The sequence below is a fragment of the Spirochaetota bacterium genome (genome assembly GCA_017999915.1).
Lineage (GTDB): Bacteria > Spirochaetota > UBA4802 > UBA4802 > UBA5550 > RBG-16-49-21.
The window spans coordinates 65,215-89,938 of sequence record JAGNKX010000017.1; the positions used below are offsets into that span (position 1 = coordinate 65,215).

Annotated in this window: 23 protein-coding genes and 1 tRNA gene; 11 read left to right on the top strand and 13 right to left on the bottom strand. The window is 54.9% G+C overall.

Features of this window, described 5'->3' with window-relative positions; genetic code table 11:
- Window positions 1-453 precede the first annotated feature (453 nt).
- Both KA369_20655 and KA369_20660 read left to right on the top strand, forming a co-directional pair.
- A complete protein-coding gene (locus tag KA369_20655) occupies window positions 454-1,971 on the top strand; it encodes a sodium:proton antiporter (protein MBP7738398.1) in 1,518 nt (505 codons plus the stop codon).
- An 80-nt stretch (window positions 1,972-2,051) separates the two neighbouring features.
- Entirely contained in the window at window positions 2,052-2,462 is a 411-nt protein-coding gene (locus KA369_20660) for a universal stress protein (GenBank protein ID MBP7738399.1), read from the top strand.
- Between the two features lie 48 nt (window positions 2,463-2,510).
- Here the strand turns inward: KA369_20660 and KA369_20665 are convergent, their stop codons facing one another.
- The 6 genes from KA369_20665 to KA369_20690 all read right to left on the bottom strand — a co-directional run bounded on the left by KA369_20665 (window position 2,511) and on the right by KA369_20690 (window position 10,392).
- The gene (locus KA369_20665; GenBank protein ID MBP7738400.1) at window positions 2,511-4,232 is read right to left on the bottom strand and encodes a PAS domain S-box protein; all 1,722 of its coding nucleotides are present in this window, start codon (window positions 4,230-4,232) and stop codon (window positions 2,511-2,513) included.
- A gap of 144 nt (window positions 4,233-4,376) precedes the next feature.
- Window positions 4,377-5,258 carry a lysophospholipid acyltransferase family protein gene (locus KA369_20670; GenBank protein MBP7738401.1) on the bottom strand — a complete coding sequence of 294 codons (882 nt, stop codon included), beginning with the start codon at window positions 5,256-5,258 and terminating at the stop codon, window positions 4,377-4,379.
- 120 nt (window positions 5,259-5,378) lie between these two features.
- On the bottom strand, window positions 5,379-6,158 hold the full coding sequence (locus KA369_20675) for a glycosyltransferase family 2 protein (protein MBP7738402.1): 780 nt from the start codon (window positions 6,156-6,158) through the stop codon (window positions 5,379-5,381).
- Window positions 6,125-7,837 (bottom strand): DegV family EDD domain-containing protein, encoded by a 1,713-nt coding sequence (locus KA369_20680; protein ID MBP7738403.1) that lies wholly within the window; start codon window positions 7,835-7,837, stop codon window positions 6,125-6,127. Before KA369_20680 ends, KA369_20675 begins: the two co-directional genes overlap by 34 nt.
- Window positions 7,818-8,777: an SAM-dependent methyltransferase gene (locus KA369_20685; protein ID MBP7738404.1), complete on the bottom strand. Its 960-nt coding sequence runs from the start codon at window positions 8,775-8,777 to the stop codon at window positions 7,818-7,820. The genes KA369_20680 and KA369_20685 overlap by 20 nt, the downstream gene beginning before the upstream one ends.
- A 61-nt stretch (window positions 8,778-8,838) precedes the next feature.
- Window positions 8,839-10,392, bottom strand: coding sequence for an aromatic amino acid lyase (locus KA369_20690; GenBank protein MBP7738405.1), 1,554 nt, complete (start codon window positions 10,390-10,392; stop codon window positions 8,839-8,841).
- A 143-nt stretch (window positions 10,393-10,535) separates the two neighbouring features.
- Here KA369_20690 and KA369_20695 point away from each other — a divergent pair, with 143 nt between their 5' ends.
- Window positions 10,536-10,946, top strand: coding sequence for a hypothetical protein (locus KA369_20695; protein MBP7738406.1), 411 nt, complete (start codon window positions 10,536-10,538; stop codon window positions 10,944-10,946).
- A gap of 16 nt (window positions 10,947-10,962) precedes the next feature.
- Here the strand turns inward: KA369_20695 and KA369_20700 are convergent, their stop codons facing one another.
- A complete protein-coding gene (locus tag KA369_20700; protein MBP7738407.1) occupies window positions 10,963-11,478 on the bottom strand; it encodes a hypothetical protein in 516 nt (171 codons plus the stop codon).
- Window positions 11,479-11,761: 283 nt separating this feature from the next.
- On the bottom strand, window positions 11,762-12,919 hold the full coding sequence (locus KA369_20705; GenBank protein ID MBP7738408.1) for a hypothetical protein: 1,158 nt from the start codon (window positions 12,917-12,919) through the stop codon (window positions 11,762-11,764).
- 275 nt (window positions 12,920-13,194) lie between these two features.
- On the opposite strand from KA369_20705, the gene KA369_20710 reads away from it, so the two are divergent.
- Entirely contained in the window at window positions 13,195-13,740 is a 546-nt protein-coding gene (locus tag KA369_20710; protein MBP7738409.1) for a hypothetical protein, read from the top strand.
- A gap of 69 nt (window positions 13,741-13,809) precedes the next feature.
- Here KA369_20710 and KA369_20715 read toward each other — a convergent pair whose 3' ends face one another.
- Complete coding sequence (locus KA369_20715) at window positions 13,810-14,418, bottom strand: HAD family hydrolase (protein MBP7738410.1); 609 nt, start codon at window positions 14,416-14,418, stop codon at window positions 13,810-13,812.
- 132 nt (window positions 14,419-14,550) lie between these two features.
- On the opposite strand from KA369_20715, the gene ispE reads away from it, so the two are divergent.
- The 7 genes from ispE (at window position 14,551) to KA369_20750 (ending at window position 19,662) form a co-directional block, all read left to right on the top strand.
- Window positions 14,551-15,462, top strand: coding sequence for a 4-(cytidine 5'-diphospho)-2-C-methyl-D-erythritol kinase (gene ispE, locus KA369_20720; GenBank protein ID MBP7738411.1), 912 nt, complete (start codon window positions 14,551-14,553; stop codon window positions 15,460-15,462).
- Window positions 15,463-15,532: 70 nt separating this feature from the next.
- Window positions 15,533-15,603, top strand: a tRNA-Gln gene (locus tag KA369_20725).
- A gap of 72 nt (window positions 15,604-15,675) precedes the next feature.
- Complete coding sequence (locus KA369_20730; protein ID MBP7738412.1) at window positions 15,676-16,362, top strand: NTP transferase domain-containing protein; 687 nt, start codon at window positions 15,676-15,678, stop codon at window positions 16,360-16,362.
- Between the two features lie 12 nt (window positions 16,363-16,374).
- Window positions 16,375-17,316, top strand: a complete 942-nt coding sequence (locus tag KA369_20735; GenBank protein ID MBP7738413.1) for a ribose-phosphate pyrophosphokinase — start codon at window positions 16,375-16,377, stop codon at window positions 17,314-17,316.
- Between the two features lie 37 nt (window positions 17,317-17,353).
- A complete protein-coding gene (locus KA369_20740) occupies window positions 17,354-18,025 on the top strand; it encodes a 50S ribosomal protein L25 (GenBank protein ID MBP7738414.1) in 672 nt (223 codons plus the stop codon).
- Window positions 18,026-18,094: 69 nt separating this feature from the next.
- Window positions 18,095-18,721: an aminoacyl-tRNA hydrolase gene (locus KA369_20745; GenBank protein MBP7738415.1), complete on the top strand. Its 627-nt coding sequence runs from the start codon at window positions 18,095-18,097 to the stop codon at window positions 18,719-18,721.
- A gap of 230 nt (window positions 18,722-18,951) precedes the next feature.
- Window positions 18,952-19,662 carry a hypothetical protein gene (locus KA369_20750; protein MBP7738416.1) on the top strand — a complete coding sequence of 237 codons (711 nt, stop codon included), beginning with the start codon at window positions 18,952-18,954 and terminating at the stop codon, window positions 19,660-19,662.
- Between the two features lie 16 nt (window positions 19,663-19,678).
- Here KA369_20750 and KA369_20755 read toward each other — a convergent pair whose 3' ends face one another.
- The 4 genes from KA369_20755 to KA369_20770 all read right to left on the bottom strand — a co-directional run bounded on the left by KA369_20755 (window position 19,679) and on the right by KA369_20770 (window position 24,688).
- Window positions 19,679-20,470, bottom strand: coding sequence for a HEAT repeat domain-containing protein (locus tag KA369_20755; GenBank protein MBP7738417.1), 792 nt, complete (start codon window positions 20,468-20,470; stop codon window positions 19,679-19,681).
- Window positions 20,471-20,533: 63 nt separating this feature from the next.
- Window positions 20,534-22,819 (bottom strand): transglycosylase SLT domain-containing protein, encoded by a 2,286-nt coding sequence (locus KA369_20760; protein MBP7738418.1) that lies wholly within the window; start codon window positions 22,817-22,819, stop codon window positions 20,534-20,536.
- Between the two features lie 7 nt (window positions 22,820-22,826).
- Window positions 22,827-23,678 (bottom strand): hypothetical protein, encoded by an 852-nt coding sequence (locus tag KA369_20765; protein ID MBP7738419.1) that lies wholly within the window; start codon window positions 23,676-23,678, stop codon window positions 22,827-22,829.
- 53 nt (window positions 23,679-23,731) lie between these two features.
- A complete protein-coding gene (locus KA369_20770) occupies window positions 23,732-24,688 on the bottom strand; it encodes an MBL fold metallo-hydrolase (GenBank protein MBP7738420.1) in 957 nt (318 codons plus the stop codon).
- Window positions 24,689-24,724: the final 36 nt, after the last annotated feature.

Consider the following 24,724-nt stretch of genomic DNA (forward strand, 5'->3'; position numbering starts at 1 on the left):
ATTATGTGGTATATATAAAGGTATCCTTTACAGGTACCGAAACTCTAATTATTCTTCCTTAAATAATAATAAGCTTATTGCGTAAGGAAGTTTAATGTCAGGATGCGAGTAAACACATCCTCTATGGTTTGTTACCTTTATTGTTTTATATGCGATCCTTGTTTAATAAACGAGGATCAGTGTTGTTCGAAAAGCCCTCTTTTTTGCGCATACTTATAGAGCTTTTCATCTCCATAAGTGAAGATGAGCCTGTATTGTCAACTAATTTTACCTGCCGGACATATCACTAAAAGATAGGAAAATTTTTATTAATTTGACAAGTGGGGTTTCAAAGAATATATGATATCCAGTCTGGACAGGTATCAATTTGTGTTATACTCAGTGCCGATACAATGAAAACATTCACGTTCAATATGGGGTCAATATGTATTAATCCTGCGAGGAGAGCGTAAAATGAAACGATTGCTCATCATTATTATTGGTATAATTACTGTTTATATTGCTCTTCCGGTATCCCTTTCCGCTGAAGGAGGGGTGAATAAACAGATAACGGCGACTGAAAACGTGTCATCTGAAAAGGATTCACCGAAGCCTGAATCTCCCCGGGAAGGGTCTCTTCATTCATCGGATAACCTGGGGACGGCTCTTTCCCTATGGTGGATCATTCCCTTCGCCGGAATTCTTCTTTCGATTGCGCTTTTTCCCCTGCTGGCGCCTCATTTCTGGCACCATCACTATCCCAAGGTGTCCGCTTTCTGGGCCCTGGTCATGGCCATACCCTTTATTGTCATGTACAAGGGAGTCGCAATCTATGAGATAGCGCACATCTATATCATCGACTATATTCCGTTTATCATTCTCCTCTGGTCCCTCTTCACCGTGGCCGGGGGGATATATGTCAAGGGCACCCTGAAGGGGAGTCCCCTGGTCAATACCGTCATACTGATCATCGGCACGATCCTCGCTTCCTGGATCGGGACCACCGGGGCATCGATGCTCCTCATCCGGCCCATCCTCCGGTCCAACGAATGGCGCACCCACAAGGTCCACACGATCATCTTTTTTATATTCCTGGTGAGCAACATCGGGGGTTCCCTCACTCCCCTGGGCGATCCTCCCCTGTTCCTCGGGTTCCTTCACGGCGTTCCCTTTTTCTGGACCCTGCACATTCTGCCCCATATGCTCTTCGTGTCGGCCATACTGCTGGTGATCTATTTCCTCATTGACTCGTTCTATTATAAAAAAGAGGACAAGTCCCTCATGACCACGGGCGAAAAGGAGCCCCTCAAGATCGAGGGAGGCCATAACTTCCTCTTCCTGGGCGGCGTCATCGGGGGCGTGCTCCTGAGCGGCCTCGTGAAAATAGGCGAGGTGAACATATTCGGCATACATCAGTCCATCGAGAATTTCATCAAGGACGCCATCCTGATCCTCATGGGCATTCTCTCACTCAAGACGACCAGCGACGCCGTCCGCAAGGGCAATGACTTCAGCTGGGCCCCCATCAAGGAGGTGGCCTACCTCTTCGCCGGGATATTCATGACCATCATCCCGGCCCTGGCCATACTCAAGGCGGGCGAAAACGGGGCCCTGGCGGTCCTGATCAAATCGACGGAAAAGCCGGCCCATTACTACTGGGCCACGGGCATCCTCTCCAGCTTCCTGGACAACGCGCCGACGTACCTCACGTTCTTTAACAGCGCCCTGGGCAAGTTCTATCCGGGCATGACCGAGGCCGAGGCGGTGTCGAAGCTCATCGTGGAGAAGGTCGATTACCTTGCCGCCATTTCGGCAGGAGCCGTGTTCATGGGGGCCAATACCTACATCGGCAACGCGCCTAATTTCATGGTGAAGTCCATTGCCGAGGAATCGGGAGTCAAGATGCCGAGCTTTTTCGGATACATGTTCAAGTATTCGATCCCGATACTGGTCGTTTGTTTCATCATTGTCACTCTGGTTTTCTTCAGATAAAACGGGCGTCGGACGGCGCAGGCCTCATGCCGTCCGCGTATCTGTCTGATCCGAAAATATTATACAAGAGAGGTTGAGCCATGTTGACATTTAAAAATATTGTTTTCCCCATAAATCTTGATTCGAAGAATCTGTCCTTCGTTAAGAAGGTCGTTGAGCTAGCCATTGAATTGTCAGGGCGGCTTCACTTTATTTACATCAATGACGAGCAGGCCGGATATCGCCATCCCACCGACAGTGAGGACGTTGTTGCCCTTAAGGTTAAAGAGGTCGTTCCGCCCGAGCTTCTGGAAAAACTCCAGGTGGTCTATGCCGTTTCCAAGGGAAGCGTTGCCAGGGAGATAGAGGCGTATTGTAAAAAAGAGAAGATCGATCTCATTATCGTCGGGCACAAGCACCGGAGCAAGATTTACAGCTTCCTGTTCGACAGTCCCGACGTCAATATCGTCGATTCGATTAATATTCCCATCCTCGTGGTTCCCAAGCAATAAGGCCGGCAAAGCGGGGCGGCAGGCGCAGTCATGCCGCTCCCCGGGCCGTCATGAATCCGACCGCACCCGTATGGTGAAACGGGTTCCCCTGTCCACGTCGAGAGAGAGTGTCGCGTTGATCTGCCTGGCCAGGGCTTCGATGATCTGCATTCCCATGGAGGTCTTCTGCTCGGAACTGAAGATCTCGGGTTCCATCCCGGGGCCGTTGTCCGCGATAATCATGGTTATCCAGCCCTCTGACTCATCCATTGTGAGATCAATGGCGCACGGCCCGGATTCGCTGGATCCGTGCTTGATGGAATTGGTGAGTATCTCGTTGATCAGAAGACCGAAGGGTATCGCTTTGTCCATCCCCAGAAAAACCGGCTTCAATCGAGGCTGGATGGTAATTGTACCCTTCCTTCCTGAATGAAGGTTGAGGAGGTCCTTTGACAGCTCGTTGACATAGGCCGCCATGTCAACGCGGGAAAAGCTTTCGGTGCTGTAGATTTTTTCATGGATGCCGGCCATGGAATGGATCCGGCCGATGGCGTCCCTGAGGGCCTGGTTCGCCCGGGGCTCGTCAACTGAGTCCGCCTGCATGTTCAGAAGGCTCGAAATGACCTGCATGTTGTTCTTGACCCGGTGATGGATTTCCTTTATGAGAACGGTCTTCTCTTCCAGGGATTCCCTGAGGGCTGTCTCCGTCTTCTTCCTGTCTGAAATATCGCGTACCGCCGCCAGGATGACATCCGCGCCGCGGCGCCTCAGGTGTCTTACGCCGACCTCCACATCAAAGACGGAGTTGTCACTGAGGCGCCGGGCTTTCCACTCGTACAGGGTTTTTTCGCTACCGGCGATTTTTCGCACACTTTCGTCGATGACACTGCTATCCGGAATCGGGGCCGACAGGTCCCGGATGTTTAGCTGGAGGGCCCGGTCGCGGTCCACGCCGTACATCTCCAGCATACGGTCGTTGACATCGAGTATTCCGCCTTCGACATCGAAGATGATCATTCCATCATGGGTGCCGTTGAATATGGAGAGGAGCTCCGCTTCGGATAAGCGCAGGGCCTCCTCGGAGCGGATCAGCTCCTCGTTCTGCGCCTCGTATTCCTCGTTGGCGGCGATAAGCTCCTCCGTCGTGGCCTGGAGCTCCTCATTCGATTTTTGCAGGGCCGTGTTGCTGATTTCGTATTGATCCAGGGCCCTGTTGTTTATGGAAAGGATATTGTATGACGTGATGGCGATGAACAGGAGCGAGATCGTTGTGTCGGCAAGAAAATCGGGGAACGAGCCTCCGGGCAGATGAAAGTGCTCGCGTGTATGGAGCATAAAAATGAAAAGAACGAAAATATTGACGCCTCCATAGACAAAGACCAGGAACTTTTTCCGGGTGATGAAAATGGGCATGGCCATGAGGATGCCGATCACGATAACAATCGTGTCGAGCCGCGAGATAACATTTGAATGGTCCCTGAACATCACCGCCCATACGGTAATAAGGATAACGGAAATCATGAGATGGGCGGATATGAAAAAGTATCCTCGTAAGAGAAAAATCGTTATCCCGACTATGATGGCATAACCGATGATTTCCATGGAAATCACGGGCCAGTTGATGGAATAATTGAGGTCAGGATCGTGGAGCTGGATATATACGGAATAAAAAATCATGATCGGTATGAACAGGAGAATGACGCCGGTGAGGTAAAGAAGAAAACGAGCCTTGTATTTAACGACAAAACCGGATTTTTCGTAATGCCGGAGAAGTCTGTCAATAACGTTCATATCCTTCCCGTTTTATAAAGAATGCTTCAGGCGGTACTATCCAATTCAATAATTGACTCATACTATTGCATAATTTCATCACGTCAAACTATTAATCGGTGCTCCAGGGTAAATGTCGCTCGCTTTTGGCTTGATGGGGCGGTTTCAGCCGTTCTTCCTGCCGAGAAATTCCTCAAAGTGGTACCATTGCCGCGGATATTCAGCGGCCTTGGCAGCGAGGATGTCGGCGTAGCGCTGGGCCGATTCCCGGATTGCCCGGGGCCGGTCCGCCCGGGAGGAGGCGGTCACCCGGATCGGGCCGGACAGGGACATGTGGTACTTCCCGCTGCCGGTACGGAAGGCGAAAAAGATGTAGAGGGGCACGCCCGAGAGAAGGGCGATGCTGTGGGGCGCCTCGGGAAGGCGCACGGTATGGCCCAGGAATGTCACCGCCACGGTACGCTGCGCTTCGGACCAGACGCGGTCCCCCGTGAGGGAGACGAGGCCCCCCTCCTTGAGGAAATTCAGGCCCTCAAGGATGTCGAAGGGCGATCCCCCGTCCTGCTCGACAGCGACTATCTTCAGGCCCTGTTCGGCCAGGCTTTCCTTCTGCATTTTTTCCAGCTGCTCCTTCTCCCGGGACCCCATGTAGAGGAGCAGGCGGAGCCCCCGCCGGCGCAAAAGGTGCGCGGCCACGTCCCAGTTACCCATGTGGGACATGACGATGATGCCGCCGGTCCTGTCCTTCGCGGCCTCTTCGATGATCTCCCATCCCTCGGAGGTATAGGATAGCTCGCCGGCACGCTGGAGCAGGAACCGGTCGAGGAACACGTCAGTGAAGCTGTGGAACTGCCGCCAGGTGCACCAGAGATGATGGAGTCGGCCCCGGTCGGGAAAGAGGGCGCCGTAGAAGCGCACGCCGATGGCGACCCGCTTCGGGAATAGAATGAAGTAGCCGGTGGACACAAAACGGGAAAAGACCCTGAAGAACCAGGGGCCGAGGGCCTTTGAAAAAAAAGTTATGAATTTATAGAAAAGTTTAATCATGGTTTGGGTCGACCGAATCCCCCTCCCTTGATGGGAGGGGTTAGGGGAGGGTGATTGGCAGCCTGGCATCAATGATGAAATTTTCACCCCCTCCTATCCTCCCCATCAAGGGGGAGGGACTCAATTCCTATACGACATCTTTCTCCTGATGAAACGCGGTATCAGGATACGCTGAAAAATCATGCGGCAAAAAGTCCCGGAATTTCTCCAGAAATCCACGAAGGGCCTGAAGTGGGATATGCGGGGTGTTCCCGGCGTGTAGCTCACGGTGACCGGCGCCTCGATCACGGGGAACCCGTTCCACCCGGCCTTGGCCAGTATCTCCACTTCGAACTGGAACCGGTTCGCCCGCACCTTCGTCCTGGCACTCTGGGGCAGGGGATAGATCCTGAAGCCGCTCTGGGTGTCCCTGAGGCGGGGGCCGCCGGAGGTCCATACCCAGAAGTTGGAGAACTCCCTGCCGAATCGGCTGGTCCAGGGCACGTCGTCCCCCACCATGTTCTCCCGCATGCCGATGATGATGGGCCTGACGGCCTTTGCCAGCGCGTCCTCCGGTATGGCCCTGATCAGGGTGCGGGCGTTCTCCGGGTCATGCTGGCCGTCGGCGTCGATGGTGATGGCCCAGTCGGCCGAGGCGGCCGCGGCTTCAAAGGCGCTCTTCAGTGCCGCACCCTTCCCCCTGTTCTTCTCGTGGCGGATGATGGTGACGCCCGCCATCTCTTTTATGGCGTCATGGGTCCCGTCGGTGGAGCCGTCGTCGACGACGAAGACCGGGAAGCCCAGCTTCAGGGCGCCCCGCACCACGTCAGCCACGCGCTGTTCATGGTTGTAAACCGGGATGATGACGGCGAATCTGCCTTTGTACATTATTGTTTCTCCGGTAAAAAAGCCAGTGACCATGTCCCCGGTCCGGCGTGAACGCCGGTAGTTAGGGAAAGGGGTTGGAGCTTGATCTCGGCGCCGGGATGGCGGCTCCGTATCTCCGGCATGATAGTATCTTCGACCAGGGAGCGGTTGTCCGTGTACTGGATCAGCATGAAGGGCCGGGAGCCGGGACGGACGCTCTCTTCGAGCCTCCTCACGGCAAAACCGATCTGCTCCTCAAGGTTCCTGAGCTTGCCCACGGTGATGACTCCTTCCGCAGTGGGGGTAACCACCGGCTTCATGTTCAGCATGTTGCCGAAGAAGGCCTTGGTTCTGGATATCCTGCCGCCGGCGGCGAGATACCTGAGGGTATCGATGAACAGATATTCCTGGCATCGGATGACGGCGTCAGCGGCGTAGGCAATGACTGCCTCGGCGTTGTCGGCTTTTTCCGAAAAAAAGGCCGAGGTAAGGGCTATGGCGCCGAGCCTTCCTGAGGCGGCGCCGGTGTCAATGACGGTGAGCCGGTTTTCCCGGTCATGGTTCTTTTTCCATTCCATGGCCACGCTGTAGTTGCCGGTGAAGGCGGAGCCCACGCAGAGATAGAGGACGCGGTCGTGCCGGTCCGTCACGCTCCGGTATAGCTCGTGGCGCTCGAATTCGGAGGCCTGGGACGTGGAGGCCCGGGCGCCGCGGCGCATGGCGTCGTACACGTCGGCGGGATTCACGCAGGTCTCCGGAGCCGCCATGTCTTCAACGGTGACGTAGCTGTCGAGGAGGGTCATGCCGAGGCGCTGCGCGTCATCCCGGGTCACGGATCCCGCCGCGTCTGACATGATATGAACGGCCCGTCGGCGCTCCCGGGCGCCGAATTCCCGGACCTGCGCTCCCAGGTCCTCGTCGGTCCACCGGATGATGCCCCCCAATGATTCCAGCTCCTTCTTGACGCCGGTTCTGTCGGCGGTATGGAGGTGGACCTTGACGAACCTATCGCCGGGAATGACCACGACGCTTTCACCCAGGTCGGAGAGACGGCTCACCGTGTCGTCTCCACCAACGGCATCCAGGGTTATATCGACGCAGAATCCGTCCTCCTCCTGGATGGAAAAGGAGGAATCGATGCGCAGCTGGTCGCCGAAGAGGGACATGATGGGCCGGAATTCATCGGTATTGCCTGCCAGGGTATTGAAAAAGCCTTCAAGGTAGATAAACATGCCCAGGGCTCCGGAATCGACTACCCCAGCATCCCTTAGCTTTGGAAGGAGCTCCGGCGTTGAGCGCACCGCCTTCTCCAGCGTGTCAATGACCGGGGTGAATTGATGGGGGGTGTCCGCCGTCCTTTGGCCGAGGGCCTCGTCAAGGGCGTCAAAGACCGTGAGCATGGTCCCCGGCTTCGGATCATGGACAGCCTTCCAGGCCCGGTCCCTGCCCAGGCGCGCCGCCGCTGGAATTCCCTCGATTGAATCGGCGGTGAGGAAGCCGGAGAAGAACCGGACTGCGATGTTGCCGGAATTTCCCCTGGCGTTCAGGAGAAGCCGGTGAACCGCCGCATCGCGGTCTGCGCCGAGGTCGCGAAGGGGCGCCAGGCTGATTTTCAGGTTTCTGCCGGTATCGCCGTCCGCGATGGGGAAGACATTGATGCTGTCCAGAAGGTCAGCCCAGGCTGCCACCCGCTCGGCACCGGTGATGAAGGCCTTACATATCTGATCGTTCATGTCGTTTCATCAGGTCTTTGTATGAGATGAATTCATAATTTATGGAGTAATAACTGAGCCATTCCTCGGCGATAGACCGTATCTTTTCGCGGTTACATGCGTACCATTGCTTTTCCACGTCCGGATAATTGTGGAGGGCGTCTTTAAAGCGCCTGAAGGGCTTCCGCAAGGCTATGGACCGGGAGAGGTCCGCTGCAGCCCGGCCTTCAGGCAGCTTGGCGATAAAGTCCTCCATGATTTCATGGCCGCGCCGCGATTCCATCGGCTCGATGGGTATGAAGCGGTCCCCGCAGTATTCTTCCCGACAAAAATCCGGGGCAACTTCAACATCTCCAAATTCATCCTCGGATTCGCGCTCCGACTGGAAGATGATCTCCCCGGTTTCACGGTCCAGGTAGTAATGGGCGAAGTCGCAATGGTCATCAATGGCGTCAATGAGATCGTCCAGGATGATGGGAACCGTTTGCCGGGTCCGCGGCTCCTTCCAGTAGTTTTCCGTCAGCTCATCGGCCCAGGTCGGCTGCGCCACCGGCCCACGGGGCAGAAATTCCTTCATGACCGGCTTGATGTCTATGACCGGCGTTCCGTTTATGGCGTCGAGGTCCCTGACGAAGATGCTGGTCCCTTCTTTCCGGATGAGCGTGGCCATGGCGGTGCCGATGAAGTTGGGCCTGTTTTTTTTTCGCTGCGCGAAGATGCCCGTAGCGGGCCACCGGGGATTTTCCCGGGGGTGGTCAGCGCCGGTCATCGGCGTATCGCTGACGGCTTTATGGAAAAGATAGATGATTTCGACATGAGAGAAAGCGTCGATTCCCTCGAGGGCGCTTTCAGGAAAGGCCGGGTCCAGCCGAATTTCAGAGACGATGCCCCCCCAGAAATCATCGGATAGATCGTTCCTATCATTAATCACCGTTCCGATCGAATGTATGGTGCAGTCCATGATATGCTTTCCTGATGCTGGTGGCGGCGCCTTGGGGAAACAGGCTCGATGCCGATACTGGTTACGAGTCTCTGGCCGGGTTAAACAGCTCCCCCCTGGAGATGGACGATGCAATGGCGGCGATATCGCCGTCCATGGGCCGGTCGTTGATGACGGGACCGGCTATGGACCGTATATTTTCCAGGATCGCCGCCAGCCGCGGCCGGGTCCGGATGTTGCCACGGATGTCGCAGGCCTGGGCCGCCGCCAGCATATGGATGGCGACGACCCGCTCGGTCAGCTCGCAGACGCGCGCCGCATCCCGGGCGCCGATGGTGCCCATGCTCACCTTGTCCTGGTTGTGGGACTCCGTGGAGCGCGAGAAGGAGGAGGCTGGCATGGTCGCCTTGAGGGCCTCGGCCGTGAGGGCCGATGAGGATATGGACATGGCCTTGAATCCGTGGTTGTACATCGCCTCGTCCCGGGGCGCTCCCACCAGGTCCGCCGGGAGGCCGCGGTTCACGTGGGGGTTCACCATGAGGCCCACCTGGCGGTCCGACATGTCGGCGGCGGAAGCTATGGCTGATTTCAGCGAGTCCATGGCGAAGACGATGTGGCCGCCGTAGAAATTGCCTCCCATGAGCACGGTCCCCGCCTCCGGATCGAAGAGGGGATTGTCGTTGGCGCTGTTCGCCTCGATCTCCACCCAGCGGGTGATCCAGTCTAGGGCGTCGAAGAGTACCCCCAGAATCTGCGGGGAGCAGCGGAGCGAGTAGGGATCCTGGAGCGACTCCAGGGTCTTGGCCGCCAGCTCTTCCTGGTCCTCGTCGGTTTGCAGCAGATGCGCGATGGACCGGGCCACATGGTCCTGGCCGGGATGGGGCTTTGCCCTGGCTATGACCGGGTCATAGTGATGGGCATTGCCCATGAGGGCGTGGATGGAAAGCGCCGTGGCGCAGATAGAGGCGTTCAGTATCCTCTGGGCCCGATCGATGACCAGGGCCGAGATTCCCGTCATGATCGAGGTGCCGTTCATCATTGCCAGGGGCTCTTTGGGCTTGAATGCGTAGGGTGTCAGACCGGCCTGGCTGAGGGCCTCCGAGGCCTTCATTCTGGTATCGCGGAAGTAGACCTCGCCTTCTCCGGCAAGGGCGGCGGCAATGTACGAAAGGGGAGTAAGGTCTCCAGAGGCGCCCACCGATCCCTCGCAGGGCACCAGGGGCGTGATGCCGCGGTTCAGAAATTCGGCCAGCTGGACAATCAGCTCCATGGAGGTTCCCGAGTATCCACGGGTAAAGCAGAGGATCCGCGTCACCATGGCGGCCCGGATTTCCTCGATGCCGAGAAAATCCCCGGTCCCGCAGCCATGAAACCTGATCAGGTTGGAGCCGTTCCGGATGGCCACTTCCACGGCCATGCGCTTGCCGCAGGATTTTCCATAGCCGGTATTGACGCCGTACACCGGTGTTCCCTTGTCAAGGGCCGCTTCGAGCACCTCCTGGGAGCGTTTGATCGTTCGGGCGAAGTCGGGACTGGAGCTGATCCGAACCCCGAGACTCCCCTTGGCCACACCGAGTATTTCTCGCAGTGTCAGGGCGTGACCGTCTATGGTGATTTCAGTTCTTTGCGTGTTCATGGGAAGAATTCCGGATCACAGGCGACTTAAAAAACAGAGTTAATCCTCTGTCGGCCGCTCACCTTTTTGTCAAGGTTTTTTTGTTGCCTTAATCAGGGTATGGGCGAGTATGAGCCTGCTGGGGCCGGCCCAGGCCGCCCGCGATGCCATGGAACGGAGAATCGCCATTGAGTCTGTTTAACCTGATCGCCGCGCAGGTAAGCCGCACCGAATTCGCCCGTAAGGCCCTCGAGGAAAAGGCCGATCTGAGCCCCTTCAGGGAAAAGCCCTCGGCGCGGATACTCGTCGGCATTTTCCTCATGGCCTTCAGCTACGTTATCGGCTGGCCCGCCGTGGCACTCTTCGGCATACTCTCCGTCTATTTCAGCCAGCCCCTCATAGTCATTCTGGGCGGACCGGCCATATACGGGACGTCCCACCTGGTGTTTCTGGCGGGGATGTATCTTGCCGGGGCCAAATACACCTATATTTTTTTCCGCTGGGCCACGAGGAAGTTCCTGGAAAAATACCTCGCCCGGGTTCCGGATCCCGTCGGAACCGACGGAAATTCCTGATTTTCAAGACCGGGCTTTATTCCGATGTAGAGCTGCTTGAGCCGGATGAACTCGAGCTCGTCGAGCTTGAATCTGTCTCGGTATCAGCAGCAGCTGTTTTTGTCAGATTGCTGTCATCATCCACGTCATAGGACAGCACGAGGGTATTCGAGCATGAGGTGTAGGTGCTGCTGGTGCACGAGGCGAGATTGCTGAACTTGTCTATTTTGTTGTTTTTGTATACCACGATTGTCATGGAGGATGTCTCATCCTCCTTGGTCGCCGTTATCGTTACTTTCCCCCTTTTTCCCATGGGAAGCTCCGATGTGGTGCTGTCGGTCCCTTCCTGCGTGTCGGAGATAATGTATTCATTATTTACGTAATACTCGACGGTAAAATTATTGCTGGTGGTGCCGCCGTTGCAGATCACCAACGGTGTGATTGAATAATCATCAGTTGAATCGCTGAACTCGCAGGAAAAGAAAATGCTTGCGAGGGTGAATGCCAGGAAAAAAATTATCAGGGTGTTAATTGAGATATCCATGCGCTTCATTACAGTGCTCCTTGCAGATGTCATCGCGGAACCATGGCATTTCAGGGGGCGCCCGGGAGCACCGGCCTTGATCCTTGATTTAAATAAAATAAAATGAAAAAAGACATTGAGATCGACCAGCCCGCTAAGGCAGGACACTGTTTTTAGTAAGAGAGAATATTAATGGGGATCTTGGGAGGGGAAAAACCAAAGCGCCTCTTCAGGGCGGCGCTTTGGTGCCGTCATAAAAAAAATAGAATTGTCCAATGTCTAAATAAGGAGATTTCCGACAGTTAGAAATGACTTAATTGAATGTTAGCTTGTTTACCGTATGGGAGACCCGGGTAGCCTCATCGTCGGAATAATTCAGGGATTCGTCGTTCATGAAGCCCATACCAAGGAGGCTGTCCTTCGAATAGACGTAGACGTAACAGGTGTCTATGGCTGTGGTCATCGGCTCGTACTGTATCATTTTATGAATGGTGCCGTCTTCATTGAATTCGTAGTGGAATTTGATCAGGCTCATGTTGTAGCTTCCCACAAGTCCCGGCATCCTCAATCCGAGGGTGATATCGAGGAGCGGGGTGGCGCCGGAATCGTCCCAGGTGCAGGTTGAATAGGAGCCCCAGACCAGTCTCTTCGTCTCCTCGGGGTCGCTGTAGCTTGTCATGGACGCTATTCTGCCCTTGGTGTCGTATGTAAATACGTAGGAACTCACGAAGGCGCTTTCGTCATCGGAATAATTGATGGCCCGCACCATTTTTCCGCCGCTATCGTACCGGTAAAGGACGGTTTTAGCCAGAACATCGTCGTCGGTGCCGAATTTCCCATCAGCGCCTGCGGCATAGTGGTAGGTTTTTGTTTTTCTGTTGTTTTCGATAATGTAGTCGATCATGACGCTCGGGGTGACGCCGAAATCGCTATACATGAGCTGGCGGTACCGGTCCTCCAGCTTGGTTGTTTCAAAATAGCCGTAGAGAGGGTCAATGGTGTCATCGGAATTCATCCAGATGCCGTCGGTCCCGGCGCTGACCGATGACGACATTTTATTCAAGGCCCAGAACTGCGTCAGCAGGGGGGTCTGCTTGACGTAAGCCATCAATGCAGAGGAATCGCTGCTTCCTGAAATAATACTCTTGATGATATCTGATATCATCGCAATAGAGAGCTCAAATTCGAGCTCGACACCGGCGTACATCTCATACATGGATTTCATGCTGGGTTGCGTATTCTGCGCCGACATGTTCGCTATAATCTGCTCCGAGGCGCCGATGATATTTTTGTCCATGTCATAGGTGGTTGATCGCATGGTAATGGGACTGGATGTCAGGCACCCCAGGCCGACACCGAGGACCGGCGTAGTTTTATCTTCTGTTTTATCATAACTCATGTCGCAGCCGGCTGTTCCGGCGACGACCAGCAGACACAGGGATAGGGTTCGCGCATGTTTCTTCAGGCTCATATACATCCTCCATATGTTGTATGTTATATATATGTTTAATCACGATCCTGATGCTAAAGAAGATGTTTTATTAATCAATATTAATTTTATTTTGCCGTAAAAATTCTGACGCGTCAGTTTTTTCGATACGGCTTCGCTTTTATTTTTCTGTCTGCGAAAGGCATGGGGGCATCCTGTCCCTTTAGCGCTCCGGCTGGTGCGATAATATTCTTGACAGGTCCGGATATTGTCTTATTTACAATTATAAAGGCCAAATCATTCCGGGAGGAAATCCTATGAAAAAACATGCTATTGCAGCTGTCATCATCGGCATCATCGCGGTTCTGGGAGCAGACGCAGGGGCGCAGCAGAAACAGAAATCCGTCATGGATTATTACCTTGACCTTCCGGATGAGGCCTTCTACTGCGAGATGAAACCTGAAAATCTTTCAAAGGAATTCAAGAAAAAGCAGATACGCAAATCGAACCTCAGGGCCGGGTACATCCTGGCCAGATCTGAAAACATGCCCCTGGAGGTGGCGCTCTTCACCGACGCGTACCTGGGCATAACCGTGGTCGCGGTTAACCGTGTCTGCGGCGAGGGGTGCATGTGCAATTACTTCAGGCTGCTCCGGCCCTCGGGAAAGGGAGCCTGGGCCGACTTTGACGCCTTTCCCTCCTCTGACGAGATCATGAAGGCTGCGGGATTGACTGAACCTGATTACGAACTGGTCCTGCCGGAAATCGGCACTGACATAAGGGTCGTAAGCCGGGACAAGAAAAAACTCCTCGCCCTGATCGGGTGGAGCGGCGGCCAGTTTGCGATAAAGAGAAAGAAATGAAGATGTTATGGATGAAACGGTTCCGGATAGGGCCGATAGGGCCGGCCGGGACCTGTTCCGATAGCGGATTCAGATATGGAGAAGAAGATCCTCGACGGACTTGATGCCGGGTGTGTTATCGCCTCCCACCCATAGATAGTCGATCCCGGCATTTAACGCCGCTGCCCGGTCGGAGTCCGTGTCCCCCAGGTAGAGGGCCCCTGTTTTTTCCACGCCGAAATAGTCAAGGCATTTCAGGAGCATTTCCGGATGGGGCTTCGGCTCCGCGTCGACCGTGGAGACGCGGAATTCGAACCAGGCGTCAAGCTTGAAAAACCGGAAGAGCCTGTCCAGGGACCTCCCGCGGTTCGTGGCCATGGCGAGATGAAAATTCTTGCGCAGGGCGCCGAAAACCGCGGGAAAATCAAAGAGGGGATGGACGTCGGGCAAAAAAGGCGTGTAATCCGTCTCCTGGCTGATGCGGAAAAGCCTCTCGGCCTCGGCCGGGTCCGGGAAGAGCTCGAACATGAGCTGACGCGTCGACATATACACGACCTTTTCCTGATCTTCTTTCCCGAGGGGCGGATACCCCCCCTGCTTGAGGCAGCTGTTGAAAAAATTCAGGTTTGCGTCATGGGAGTCGATAAGGACGCCGTCGCAATCGAAGATTAAAAGATGTTTGGACCTTAAAAATGTCATTTTTTCCTGAATTATCCAAAAAATTTATCATCGATTAACTTGTCAATAAGTTATTCAAAAAATAATTATTTCTTGACAAAAAAAGTCCGTCATAATAGTTTTGCCTCTCCAAAAGGACGAGTACTGGCAGTATTGACCGATTCAATCAGAGCACACGCGAAAGTTAATCTCCATCTCGAGGTACTGAATCGAAGAGATGACGGGTACCACGCCATACTAAGCCTCATGGCGAGTGTTGCACTGCATGATCTTTTAAAACTTGAAGAGAGTACCGTCCGGGAATTGTCGGGAGGGATCGACATAGCCGTCGCCGTCAGGGGCGCCGGCGGGACCCATGGCGGCGTCATTGACGCGATCCCGGCCCACGAGAACCTGATCGCCCGCGCGGCAACGCTCTATTGCGAGCGTGCGGGCCTGAACGGCGCCGCGGTCTATTCCATCGTAAAGAACATTCCCGCGGGCGCGGGACTGGGCGGCGGGAGCAGCGACGCGGCGGCGGCGCTGAAGCTGATCAACGGGCGGCTGGGCAGGTTCACCGATGAAGGCCTCGCCGAGATCGGCGTAAAAATAGGCGCAGACGTACCCTATTGCCTCCATGGCGGGTTCGCGATCTGCCGCGGCATCGGGGAGATCATCATGCCGGTCCCGGGGAAGCTTAAGTCGTGGGTCCTGATCATAAACGACGGTATCCATGTCGATACGGGCCAGGCCTATCGCTCCCTCAAGAGGGGCGCCGGGATTGATCCCGCCCGGGAAGCGGAGGTCGGCAAAACCATTCGGCGCATTACGATGGCCCTTTCATCGGGGTCGCCGGAGGCGCTGAAAGAAGCGGCGAAGAACGATTTCGAGACGCCGGTGTTCGGCCAGTACCCGGAAATCGGCCGTATTAAAGAAGCACTCTACGGCTGCGGGGCCGGGTTCGCCATCATGACCGGATCCGGGTCAAGCGTGGTGGGGCTCTTCGCGGAAAAGGACGCGGCGGAGCGTGCGCAGGCGCGGCTCGGGAAGAAATACCGTGAAGCGATCCTGACGCGGTTTGTGTGAGCGGCGGCAATTGTGCATATGATAGATGTTTCACCGGCGGTGAAGCATGTATCATGTCTGCAAGACATATTGAGGTGTGGCCAAGCGGTAAGGCATCGGGTTTTGGTCCCGTGACCCCAGGTTCGAATCCTGGCACCTCAGATTACTGAAGCAGGGAGTTCACGTATCAACAACATATCTTCAATCGTGCTGGCCGGCGGGAAAGGCGTTCGCATGAAGTCCGACCTGCCGAAGGTTCTCCAGCCTTTTCTGGGCAGACCGCTGATTGCCCACGTGTTAGACAATATCGAGAAAGCCGGCGTTTCGGACATTTACGTCGTGGTGGGATACCGGGGCGAAATGGTCATTGACGCGATAAGCGGCCGCGCGAAGACCGTGTGGCAGCATGAGCAGCTCGGCACCGGCCACGCGGTCATGCAGGCCGAGGAAGCTTTGGCCGGTTTCAGCGGCAGGGTCATCATAGCCTGCGGCGACGTTCCCCTTATCAGGCCGGAAACCTTCCGGTCGCTAATCGACGAATCGGACGGGGAGAACGTGAAGGCGGTGGTGCTTACCATGATGCCCCAAAGCCCGAAGGGGTACGGCAGGATCGTCAAGGACGGGGCAGGCCGGTTTGAACGCATCGTGGAAGAGCGGGACGCCTCCGAGGAGATAAAGAAGATCCGGGAAGTCAATTCCGGGACCTATATATTCGACGCGCGGCTGCTGTTCGAGGGGCTGCGGCGGATCAATACCGACAACGCGCAGGGCGAGTATTATCTCCCCGATGCGCTGCAGCATGTCAGGTCATCCGGCTATATGGTCAAGACCCTGCTCATGAAGGACCCCGTCGAGGGGAGCGGCGTGAACACCGTTGAGGAGCTTCAGCGGCTGGAAGAGTACTGCAGAACGAAGGTGTGAGGACAGACACGTATGGGCGACAGTCTGCTTAAAATATTCTCGGGATCATCAAATCCGGACCTGGCCAGGGAGATCGCGGATTACCTCAGCATCGACCTGTCCAAGGTCGAGCTGAAGCGCTTCAAGGACGGCGAGATATCGGTGAAGCTGAAGGAGAACGTCCGGGGACACGACGTCTTTATCGTCCAGTCCACCTGTTATCCGACCAACGATCACGTTATCGAGCTGCTCCTCATGATCGACGCGGCGCTGCGGGCGTCCGCGGGAAGGATCACGGCGGTCATCCCCTATTTCGGGTATGCCCGGCAGGACCGCAAGGTGGAGCCGCGGGTGCCGATCTCGTCCAAGGTGATGGCCAACATCATCCAGGCCACCGGCGCGGACCGGGTCCTCACGATGGAGCTTCACGCGGAACAGATACAGGGTTTCTTCGACATACCGGTGGATAATCTCTATTCGAAACCGGTCGCCATCGACTATTTCAAGGGGCTCCAGATCAAGGACCTGGTCATGGTTTCGCCCGATTCGGGAGGCGCCGAGCGGGCCCGATTCTACGCGAAGAACCTCAACGCGGGCCTGGCGATCATCGACAAGCGCCGTCCGGAGCCGAACGTGGCCGAGGTGCAGTATGTCATCGGCGAGGTCAACGGCAAGAACTGCATCCTGGTGGATGACATGGTGGACACGGGCGGCTCGATCTCGAAGGCCGCCGGAGCGCTCCGGGAACGCGGCGCCAAGGATGTTTACTGCCTGTTCACGCACCCGGTTCTGTCCGCTGACGCCATCGATAAAATGGAAGCGGCCGGTTTCAAGGAGATTATTTTCACCAATACGATCCCGTACCGGGCATCCAGGCCGATGAAAGGCATGAATATCCTTTCCATCGCGCCCCTTCTCGGCGAGGCTATCCGGAGAATTCATAACGGGGAATCGGTAAGTTCGTTGTTCGTGTAGAAATTATTTCATAATCATTAAAATAAAGAGGATAAACATGGAAGCTAAATTGTTAACCGTAGAACCGAGATCAGATTTCGGCAAAAACGCGAGCCGCAGGGTGCGGAGGAACGGCTTTATCCCGGGCATCATCTATTCGCACGGCCAGGCCGAGGCGATACAGATACCGCGGAAGGATTTCTTCAAGCTCTTTAAAGGAAAAATATCTGAAAGCGTCATATTTGATATACAGAGCAGCGCGAAAAAGGACGATATCGAAAAAATGGCCTATGTGAAGGATTATCATCAGGACCCGCTTTCCGGCGAGATCCTTCATGTCGACCTGTTCAGGGTCACCAAGGACGAGAAGATACACACCCACGTGCCGATCGTGTTCATCGGCACCGCCAGGGGCGTCAAGCTGGGAGGCATCCTCGAAGTGGACATACGGGAAATCGAGGTCGAGTGTCTGCCGAAAGACCTGCCCGAGAAAATCGAAATTGATGTAACCGCCATGGAGGTCGGGAACTCCATACATGTGAAGGACATTGCCCTGCCCGAAGGCGTGGTGGCCAAGGGGAATCCCGAAATGTCCATAGCCTCGGTCCATGTGCCGAAGGTGGCCGCGGCCGAGACCAAGGTCGAAGAGGCGGCAGTCGTCGAAGGCGAGGGCGAGGAGGCCAAGAAGGCCGCCGAGGGCGAAGAGGACAAGGAGAAGGAGAAAAAGTAATTCCGGCGGCGTTTCATTACTGCACCCGGCCATGGGGCCGAGATCATTTTATTACAGGGAGCGGTATTTTTGAAGTTAATCGTTGGTTTTGGAAATCCGGGCGAGAAATTTGCGAACAACAGGCAAAACATCGGCTTCAAGGTTATAGATATCATCGGCAATAACGAGAATATTGATGTCCGCATAAAGAAAAAGAAATCTGTAATCGGCAGGGGAAAAATAAAGGGGACCGACGTGGTCCTCCTGAAACCCCAGACCTTTGTCAACCTGATCGGCGAATCGGTGCTCTACATAGCTTCATTCCTTCGGATCAATGTGCGTGACATTATTTGCATTGTCGAGGATTCCTCCCTCAAGCTGGGGGAAATGAGGGTGGATTACCTGTTCTCGAACCTGCCCCACGCCGGCATAGAATCGATGACCAGGGCCCTCAAATCGGAACGGTTCGCGAAGATTCGGGTCGGCATCGGCACGCCGCCGAAGAACGTCACCATGGAGGAATACCTCCTCCAGGATTTCACCGATGACGAGAATCTCATCCTCATCGACGTGCTCAATAAAACGGAAAAGGTCGTCAACCTGCTCATCACGCAATCTATCGAAGAAGTGCAGGACAAGTGCAATCTCGAAGGGGCTGTCAAGATCAAGAAAAGGAAAGTCAAGGCCATCCATATCGACCATAGAAAGAAGAGATAGGCCCGTCCTAGAAACTCAACCGGGGAACGCATTTTTTCTTGACTTAATTGTTCATTAATGCAAACCTTCCTTATTTAGTATACTTGAAGTACTCTATTCAACAAAGGGAGATGTTAGCGATGAGAAAAGGAATGCTCTTGGTTATGTCATGTATGGTATCGATTCTCATTTCGACGGCATACGCGCAATCTTATAAATTCGATTATCATCCCGCTTACGGGCCGGCGCCGATGGGCGGAAACCCGAGGTCAATAGCGCAGCAGCTCAGCTACGAGAATTTCCGCTCCATCAAGCTGCTCAACACGGCGATCCTGAACTACGGCGGCGGGGAGGGAGAAATCGACAAGCTCATCGACCAGTATGCCGAGGCGAGCGCCCTCTACTTCCAGAACAAGATGCTGGAGTCTGCGAAAACGTTCAAGGAAAACCAGGCGGCGATCATGACCACCGCCAAGAAACTTTCACAGAAATACAATCAGGACACCAACGCCCTTCTCAAAGACAGCATTGACATGAACGTGCGGACCAAGCTGAAGCTGAACCTGAAGAGAGTAGAAGGCCGCTCCACCCTGGACAAGTGCCTGGAGCAGGGCCAGGCAGGCATCTTAAAGGCCAATGACTACTATGATCGCTTCAAGGACGCCAAATCGGCGTCCGCCATGGATCTCATCACCGCTATTTACTATTACCGCGGCGCCAAGGACAGCATGTTCCTGATGATGAAGATCATCGCCGATTACCAGGGCAAGGCCCAGGCCGAAGCCGAAGTGAACGACATGGTCGCCAAGAAACAGCTGCCGCGCTCCAAAAAGGAATCGACCATCCAGGAAAAGGCGGACCAGAAAAAGAAGGACCTGGAGGCGCGGTACCTCGATAAATACGCGCGGGATATGGCGGACAACAAGAACCTCGTATACGTGTCCAAGGAAAAGGAAAAATAGCGCGAGAGCGGCATTATCATTGAGATTTAGTCAGGATCCTGTCTTTCTTAAGAACCCGCAGGGCCAGGATCCTGATCTGCTGATTGTTATGAACGAGAAGGCCTATGACCTTCTCTTTTGTTTTTGGGTCAAGCCGGTACCCGTTCAGCGCGGCGAGGGAGGCCTCGATCTGCGAATAATTGTACTCCGTGGCGCTCCTCAATTTTTCAGCTATGGCAGTGTATATCCGCTCATCCTTGATCTTCACTCCCCGGAGGGCCGCCAGCATGACGGCGGCATTGGGATCGTTGATCGCCTTGATGATCGAGGGAACCAGTTTTTCCCTGATGACGGCATCATCGAGGGCGCATATCCCTTTGATCGCTTCCTCCCGTATCAGCCAGTCGCCGCTGCCGAGACACCGGGCATAGGTATCGGCGCTGGAAGGATCGCTCAACGACCGGAGGGCCTGAAGCGCATACCATCTCACGTTGTCGTTGACGTCTTCCAATGCCGCCTTTGTTATCATGGATAGGGATGGGGCCGAATGAATCTTTGCGAAGCCCTGTACCACCTCGATCCGGACCGACGGATGGGGGTCACTGGCCGCCACGGTCAGGATCTCGAGGACCAGGTCGTTCCGGTCCTTCCCGTAGTAACGAACGATGTCGCGCGCGATATTCCGCCGCTCCGTCCAGTTCTCCGCGTCATACCGCGCGGCGGCCTCTTTCTGCTTCCGTATCCGCGTCAGCTCTGATTTTCGGGAGATGCCGCATCCGCAGGAGAGCGTGAAGACGCACAGCAGCAATAATGAAAAAATACTTTTCACAGGGCTTGACCCGCTATCTGCAGGTAACATACCAAATTAAAAGGGCGCCGGCAAGGCCAGGCCTCATTGATTCCCTGTTTTTCCGCCGCGGATGAGGCCGTACTGGGTGACGAATTTATCGGTGCGCAGTATGTAATACCGCGTCTCGATAAAGGGAGTGAATTCCGTGAAGTAATCCATGTCCTCGTTTTTATACCGCTCCTTCCACTTGTCCACGTTTCCCGCGCCGGCGTTATAGGCCGCCACCATGTACTGGTAGTTGCCCCTGAATTCCCGCATGAGACCGGATATGTACTTGGTCCCGAGCTGTATCGAGGTGCACGGGTCGGCAAGGTCGTAATCCTTGAGGCGCAGGCCCCGGGCGATGCCGCGCGCCGTGGAGGGCATAAGCTGCATGAGGCCCGATGCCCCGGCCGAGGATACGGCGTTCTGCTTGAAGAGCGATTCCGCCTTCATCAGGGCATAGATGATCTCCGTATCCACCGAGTAGAGGGCGCCGTATTGGGAAACGCATTCCTGGAAGGGAACGGGGAAGAGCATTTCCACCGTTTCAGAAGGCATGAGGGCGATGTTTTCCTTCAATTCGAACAGCTTCAGGAGCTCCAGGCAGGAAAAGACCTCGAGAAAGGCGTACCGGTATTTCCTGCTGAAATGGGCCAGGGCGATATATTTATCCTTCCGCGCTTCCCTTGTCCTGGGAAGGAGCTTCATCTCCCGGTTGATCCCGGCGCTGTAACCCAGGGCGAAATACGGCTCAATTCGTTTCAGCACCCCGCCGTAGCCCGATGATGTTTTCATGGCGGCGATCGATTTTTCAAGGTCCCTGTAACGGGAGATGTCAGGGGAATTTAATTTTCCGATGCGGGCCGTGCGCTTCGCCATCGATCGCTCCTTGACAAAGATGAGCGCGTGCCAGTAGAGGGCCGCGTCGCCGTTCTTTTCATCCAGGGCCTTTTTGAATCCGCCCTCGAGGCTTTCCAGTGTGCCGGCGGCGGCCTGCTGCTTCAATAGCAGCCACGTATAGGGAGAGTCGGGATTCGTCACCGCCATCTGTATGGCCGCCTTCAGCGCCTTGTCGTTGTCCCCCCTTGCGGAATAGATCTTGTGGAGCCAGAACCTGCTCTCATCGGAATGGCTCCCGGACGGGTACCTGGAGACTGATTCCTCCAGCAATTGAAGGGCCTTGTCGTTGTTCTTGCCGCGTATCAGGTTGCGCGCCATGAGCCAGAGGAAATGTCCCGAGTGGTCATCGGAATACCTGTTCTTGTAATCGGTGAGATACTGCTCATGGCCGGCCCGCTTGTTCTCCTCAAGGAACTTGGCGGTTCTCTGGAGGGCCGCCTGGGCGTAGGGCTCGGTCCCCGCCCTGACGACCTGCTGGTACACCGTGATGGCGCTGCCTTTATTGCCCATGCTCCAGAGCTCGTCCCCGTGGACCTTTAGCAGCGCTGCGTCATTGGAGCGCTCCCTGATCAGGGACTGGACCGCGGCCGCGGCGTTGTCGCGGGTCAGGGCGCGAACCAGGAATGAGTCCACATCGGCCCGGTCAGCCGAAGCCGGCGCAAGGGCTCGGAGGATGACTATGGATTCCTTATATTGCTTTCCGTGATAGAGGGCCTTTGCAAATAGGAGATTTTCCCTGAACTGCAGTTTCCGGGGATTTTTTGTCAACAGGGCCTGCAGGAGATCTGCCGCTGACGCGGCCTGCCATCCCTTTACGTCAACCTCGAATACCCGCAGATACTGATTAATGGCGCCGGTGAAATCGGCTTTCTTTTCCAGGAGGGACCCTGTCCTGAGGCGGATGATGGACTTTGAATCGGGATCGTCATAGTCATTTTCAAGCTTCGTGAGGACCGTGCGGGCATCGTCATACTTTTTTAGCGTCGACAGTGACTTAGACTTGAGAAGCATGGCATCGCGGTACAGGGCGCTGCGGCTTTTTGACATGAGGTCGACGAATTTGATCACGGAGCCGTGCTCTCCGTAAAGAAAGAAAAGATCCGCCAGCTCGAAAACCGCGTCGTCGTAATATTCCGACTTTAGGTGGTATCCCTTCACGAAATGGTATATCGGCTGCGAGAAGAGGCGGAGCCTGGGATCGCGATGGCTTGCGAAACAGCTCTGGGCGAAATGGAACATGGCGTTCTTGTATTTTTTTTCTTTCTTGTAGGCGACGCCGAGGAGGAAATGCTCCCGGTATCCTTTTCGGCCGGCCTCGAGCCGGGCTATGATCGTCCGGGGAGGTGAATAGAACCCGAGGGTCGAAAGACCGTTCCCGCTGGTGGGAGGATTGCTGCATGCGAACATTGCCATCAATACGGCGATAAAGGCGTTTCTTGTTTTCATGGGCGTCTCATTTTATTTCCATGTATTCGTTATATTCTTTGATCTCGGTGAGGTCGGGCTTGTCCCATATGATATCATAGAACGATTTCTCGTCTTTCGATCGATAGTAGTTGTCGGTATGGATAAGAAGCAGGTTGTCGCGCCGGTCGGGGGCTGACGCCTCGGTTATCAGTTTTTTCAGCTCGTCATAGGTGTGGCGGCCGAACTCTTTTTTCCTGTCCCTGACGCCTTCGACGCCGATCCCCTTTTTCTTGTCCTCGTAATATTTCGTCTGCAGCAGGGAGAAGAGGGCGTATCGCTTGCCGTGCTTCACCTTTTTTATCGCCTTGGAGTAGCGGTACAGCCGCATCGAATAGAGGCGCTCGTCGAAATTGTCCGCCATGAGGAGGTCTATCCCCGCGTCGGTGGCGTCGCGGTACCCGAGGCGCAGGTAGTGCCGGGCCAGGTAATCGTTTGTCCTGACGACGGCGGGGGCGAATCCGTTGAGAAGCTGACGGGCCATGGCGATGTCCTTTCTCAGGGTTTTCCGGTACAGGTCTATCAGAATTTTCTGCGACTTGAGTATTTCATCGAAGGATTCGCCGAACATGAATTTCATGTACAGGTTCTGGGCGATGATGTCGCGTTGAATGGCTTCCTTGAAATGCTTTTTTTCCTCGTCGGTGCCGAGGTTGGTTATGGACATGTTGATGAAATAGAAAAAATAGCGGTTGTCCTTCAGCCCCTTCTCCGCGTTTCTCTGTTTTCCCGCGCTCAGGCTCGATTTCGTCCTCTGCGCGCCGGCGGGAGTGACGATGCAGAAGATGACCGTTGCCAGTACGATGAGGTTGATGCAATAACGGGTTGATCGATGTTTCATTATCGTTTTATTATCACGCGGGACGGCGCGGTATCGGAACGGCTGCGGCCGCGTCATAGATTGAACGTCATGCCCTCTGTGGCGATATGTATTTGTGTCGTATCATTCGCGCAATTTTCCCCATGCTCGATCGCGGCCAGGTAGTTTTCATAAAGCTTGGTGTCGGTATAGGCCGGCTCGTGATGCGTCATGACCAGGTTCTTGACCTTCCACCGGAGTCCGCAGTTGACGGCCATGGTGTAGCTGGTGTGACCCCAGTCGAATTTCATAAAGGATTCATCCAGGGTATACTGGGAATCGATTATGAGCAGGTCAGCGTTCTGGAAGAATTCGTAGATCTGGTCGTGGCCTTTTTCAAAGACCTCGCCGGTGAATTCCGCGTCGGTCGCGAAGATGAAGGTCTTGCCTGCCTGCTTGAAGCGGTAGGCAAAGCTCCCACCGGGATGCTTCAGGGGGAAAAAGTCCACATAGAGATCATCCTCAAGCTTCAGGGGCTCTCTTTTTTTCGGGTCCAGATGGATGTACTGTTTTGTCGATTCAGTGCCGTCGAAGAGTGCCGGAAAATAGGGCGGCGCCATCTGGTCGGTAAGGAATTTCTGCTGATTGCCGTATGGAGAATAAAAGTTGAGGACGTTTCCTTTTATATACAGGGGTGTGAAAAAGGGGAGTCCCTGGATGTGGTCCCAGTGGAAGTGGGTCATGAAAATATCGACGTTTCCCTGGCCCTTGCCGCAGGGTCCTTTCATCAGCTCATAGCCCAGGAGCCTGATGCCTGAGCCGCAGTCGAGAATGTATATCTTGCCGCTGTTCGAGGTCACGCTGACACAGGTCGTGTTGCCTCCGAAAATATACCTGAGGTCGTCCGGGAGCGACTGCACGAACTCGGCTATGCCGGAGCTGTTTTTTAATCCCGATTTAATCGCGAGATCCAGAATCCGTACTATTTTTTTAGAGTACTCATCGTTGCTAGTCGGAGAAGGAAGTGAACCCCGGACCCCCCACAGTTTTATCTGCATCAATGATTTCCTTTGTCCACAGAAATATAG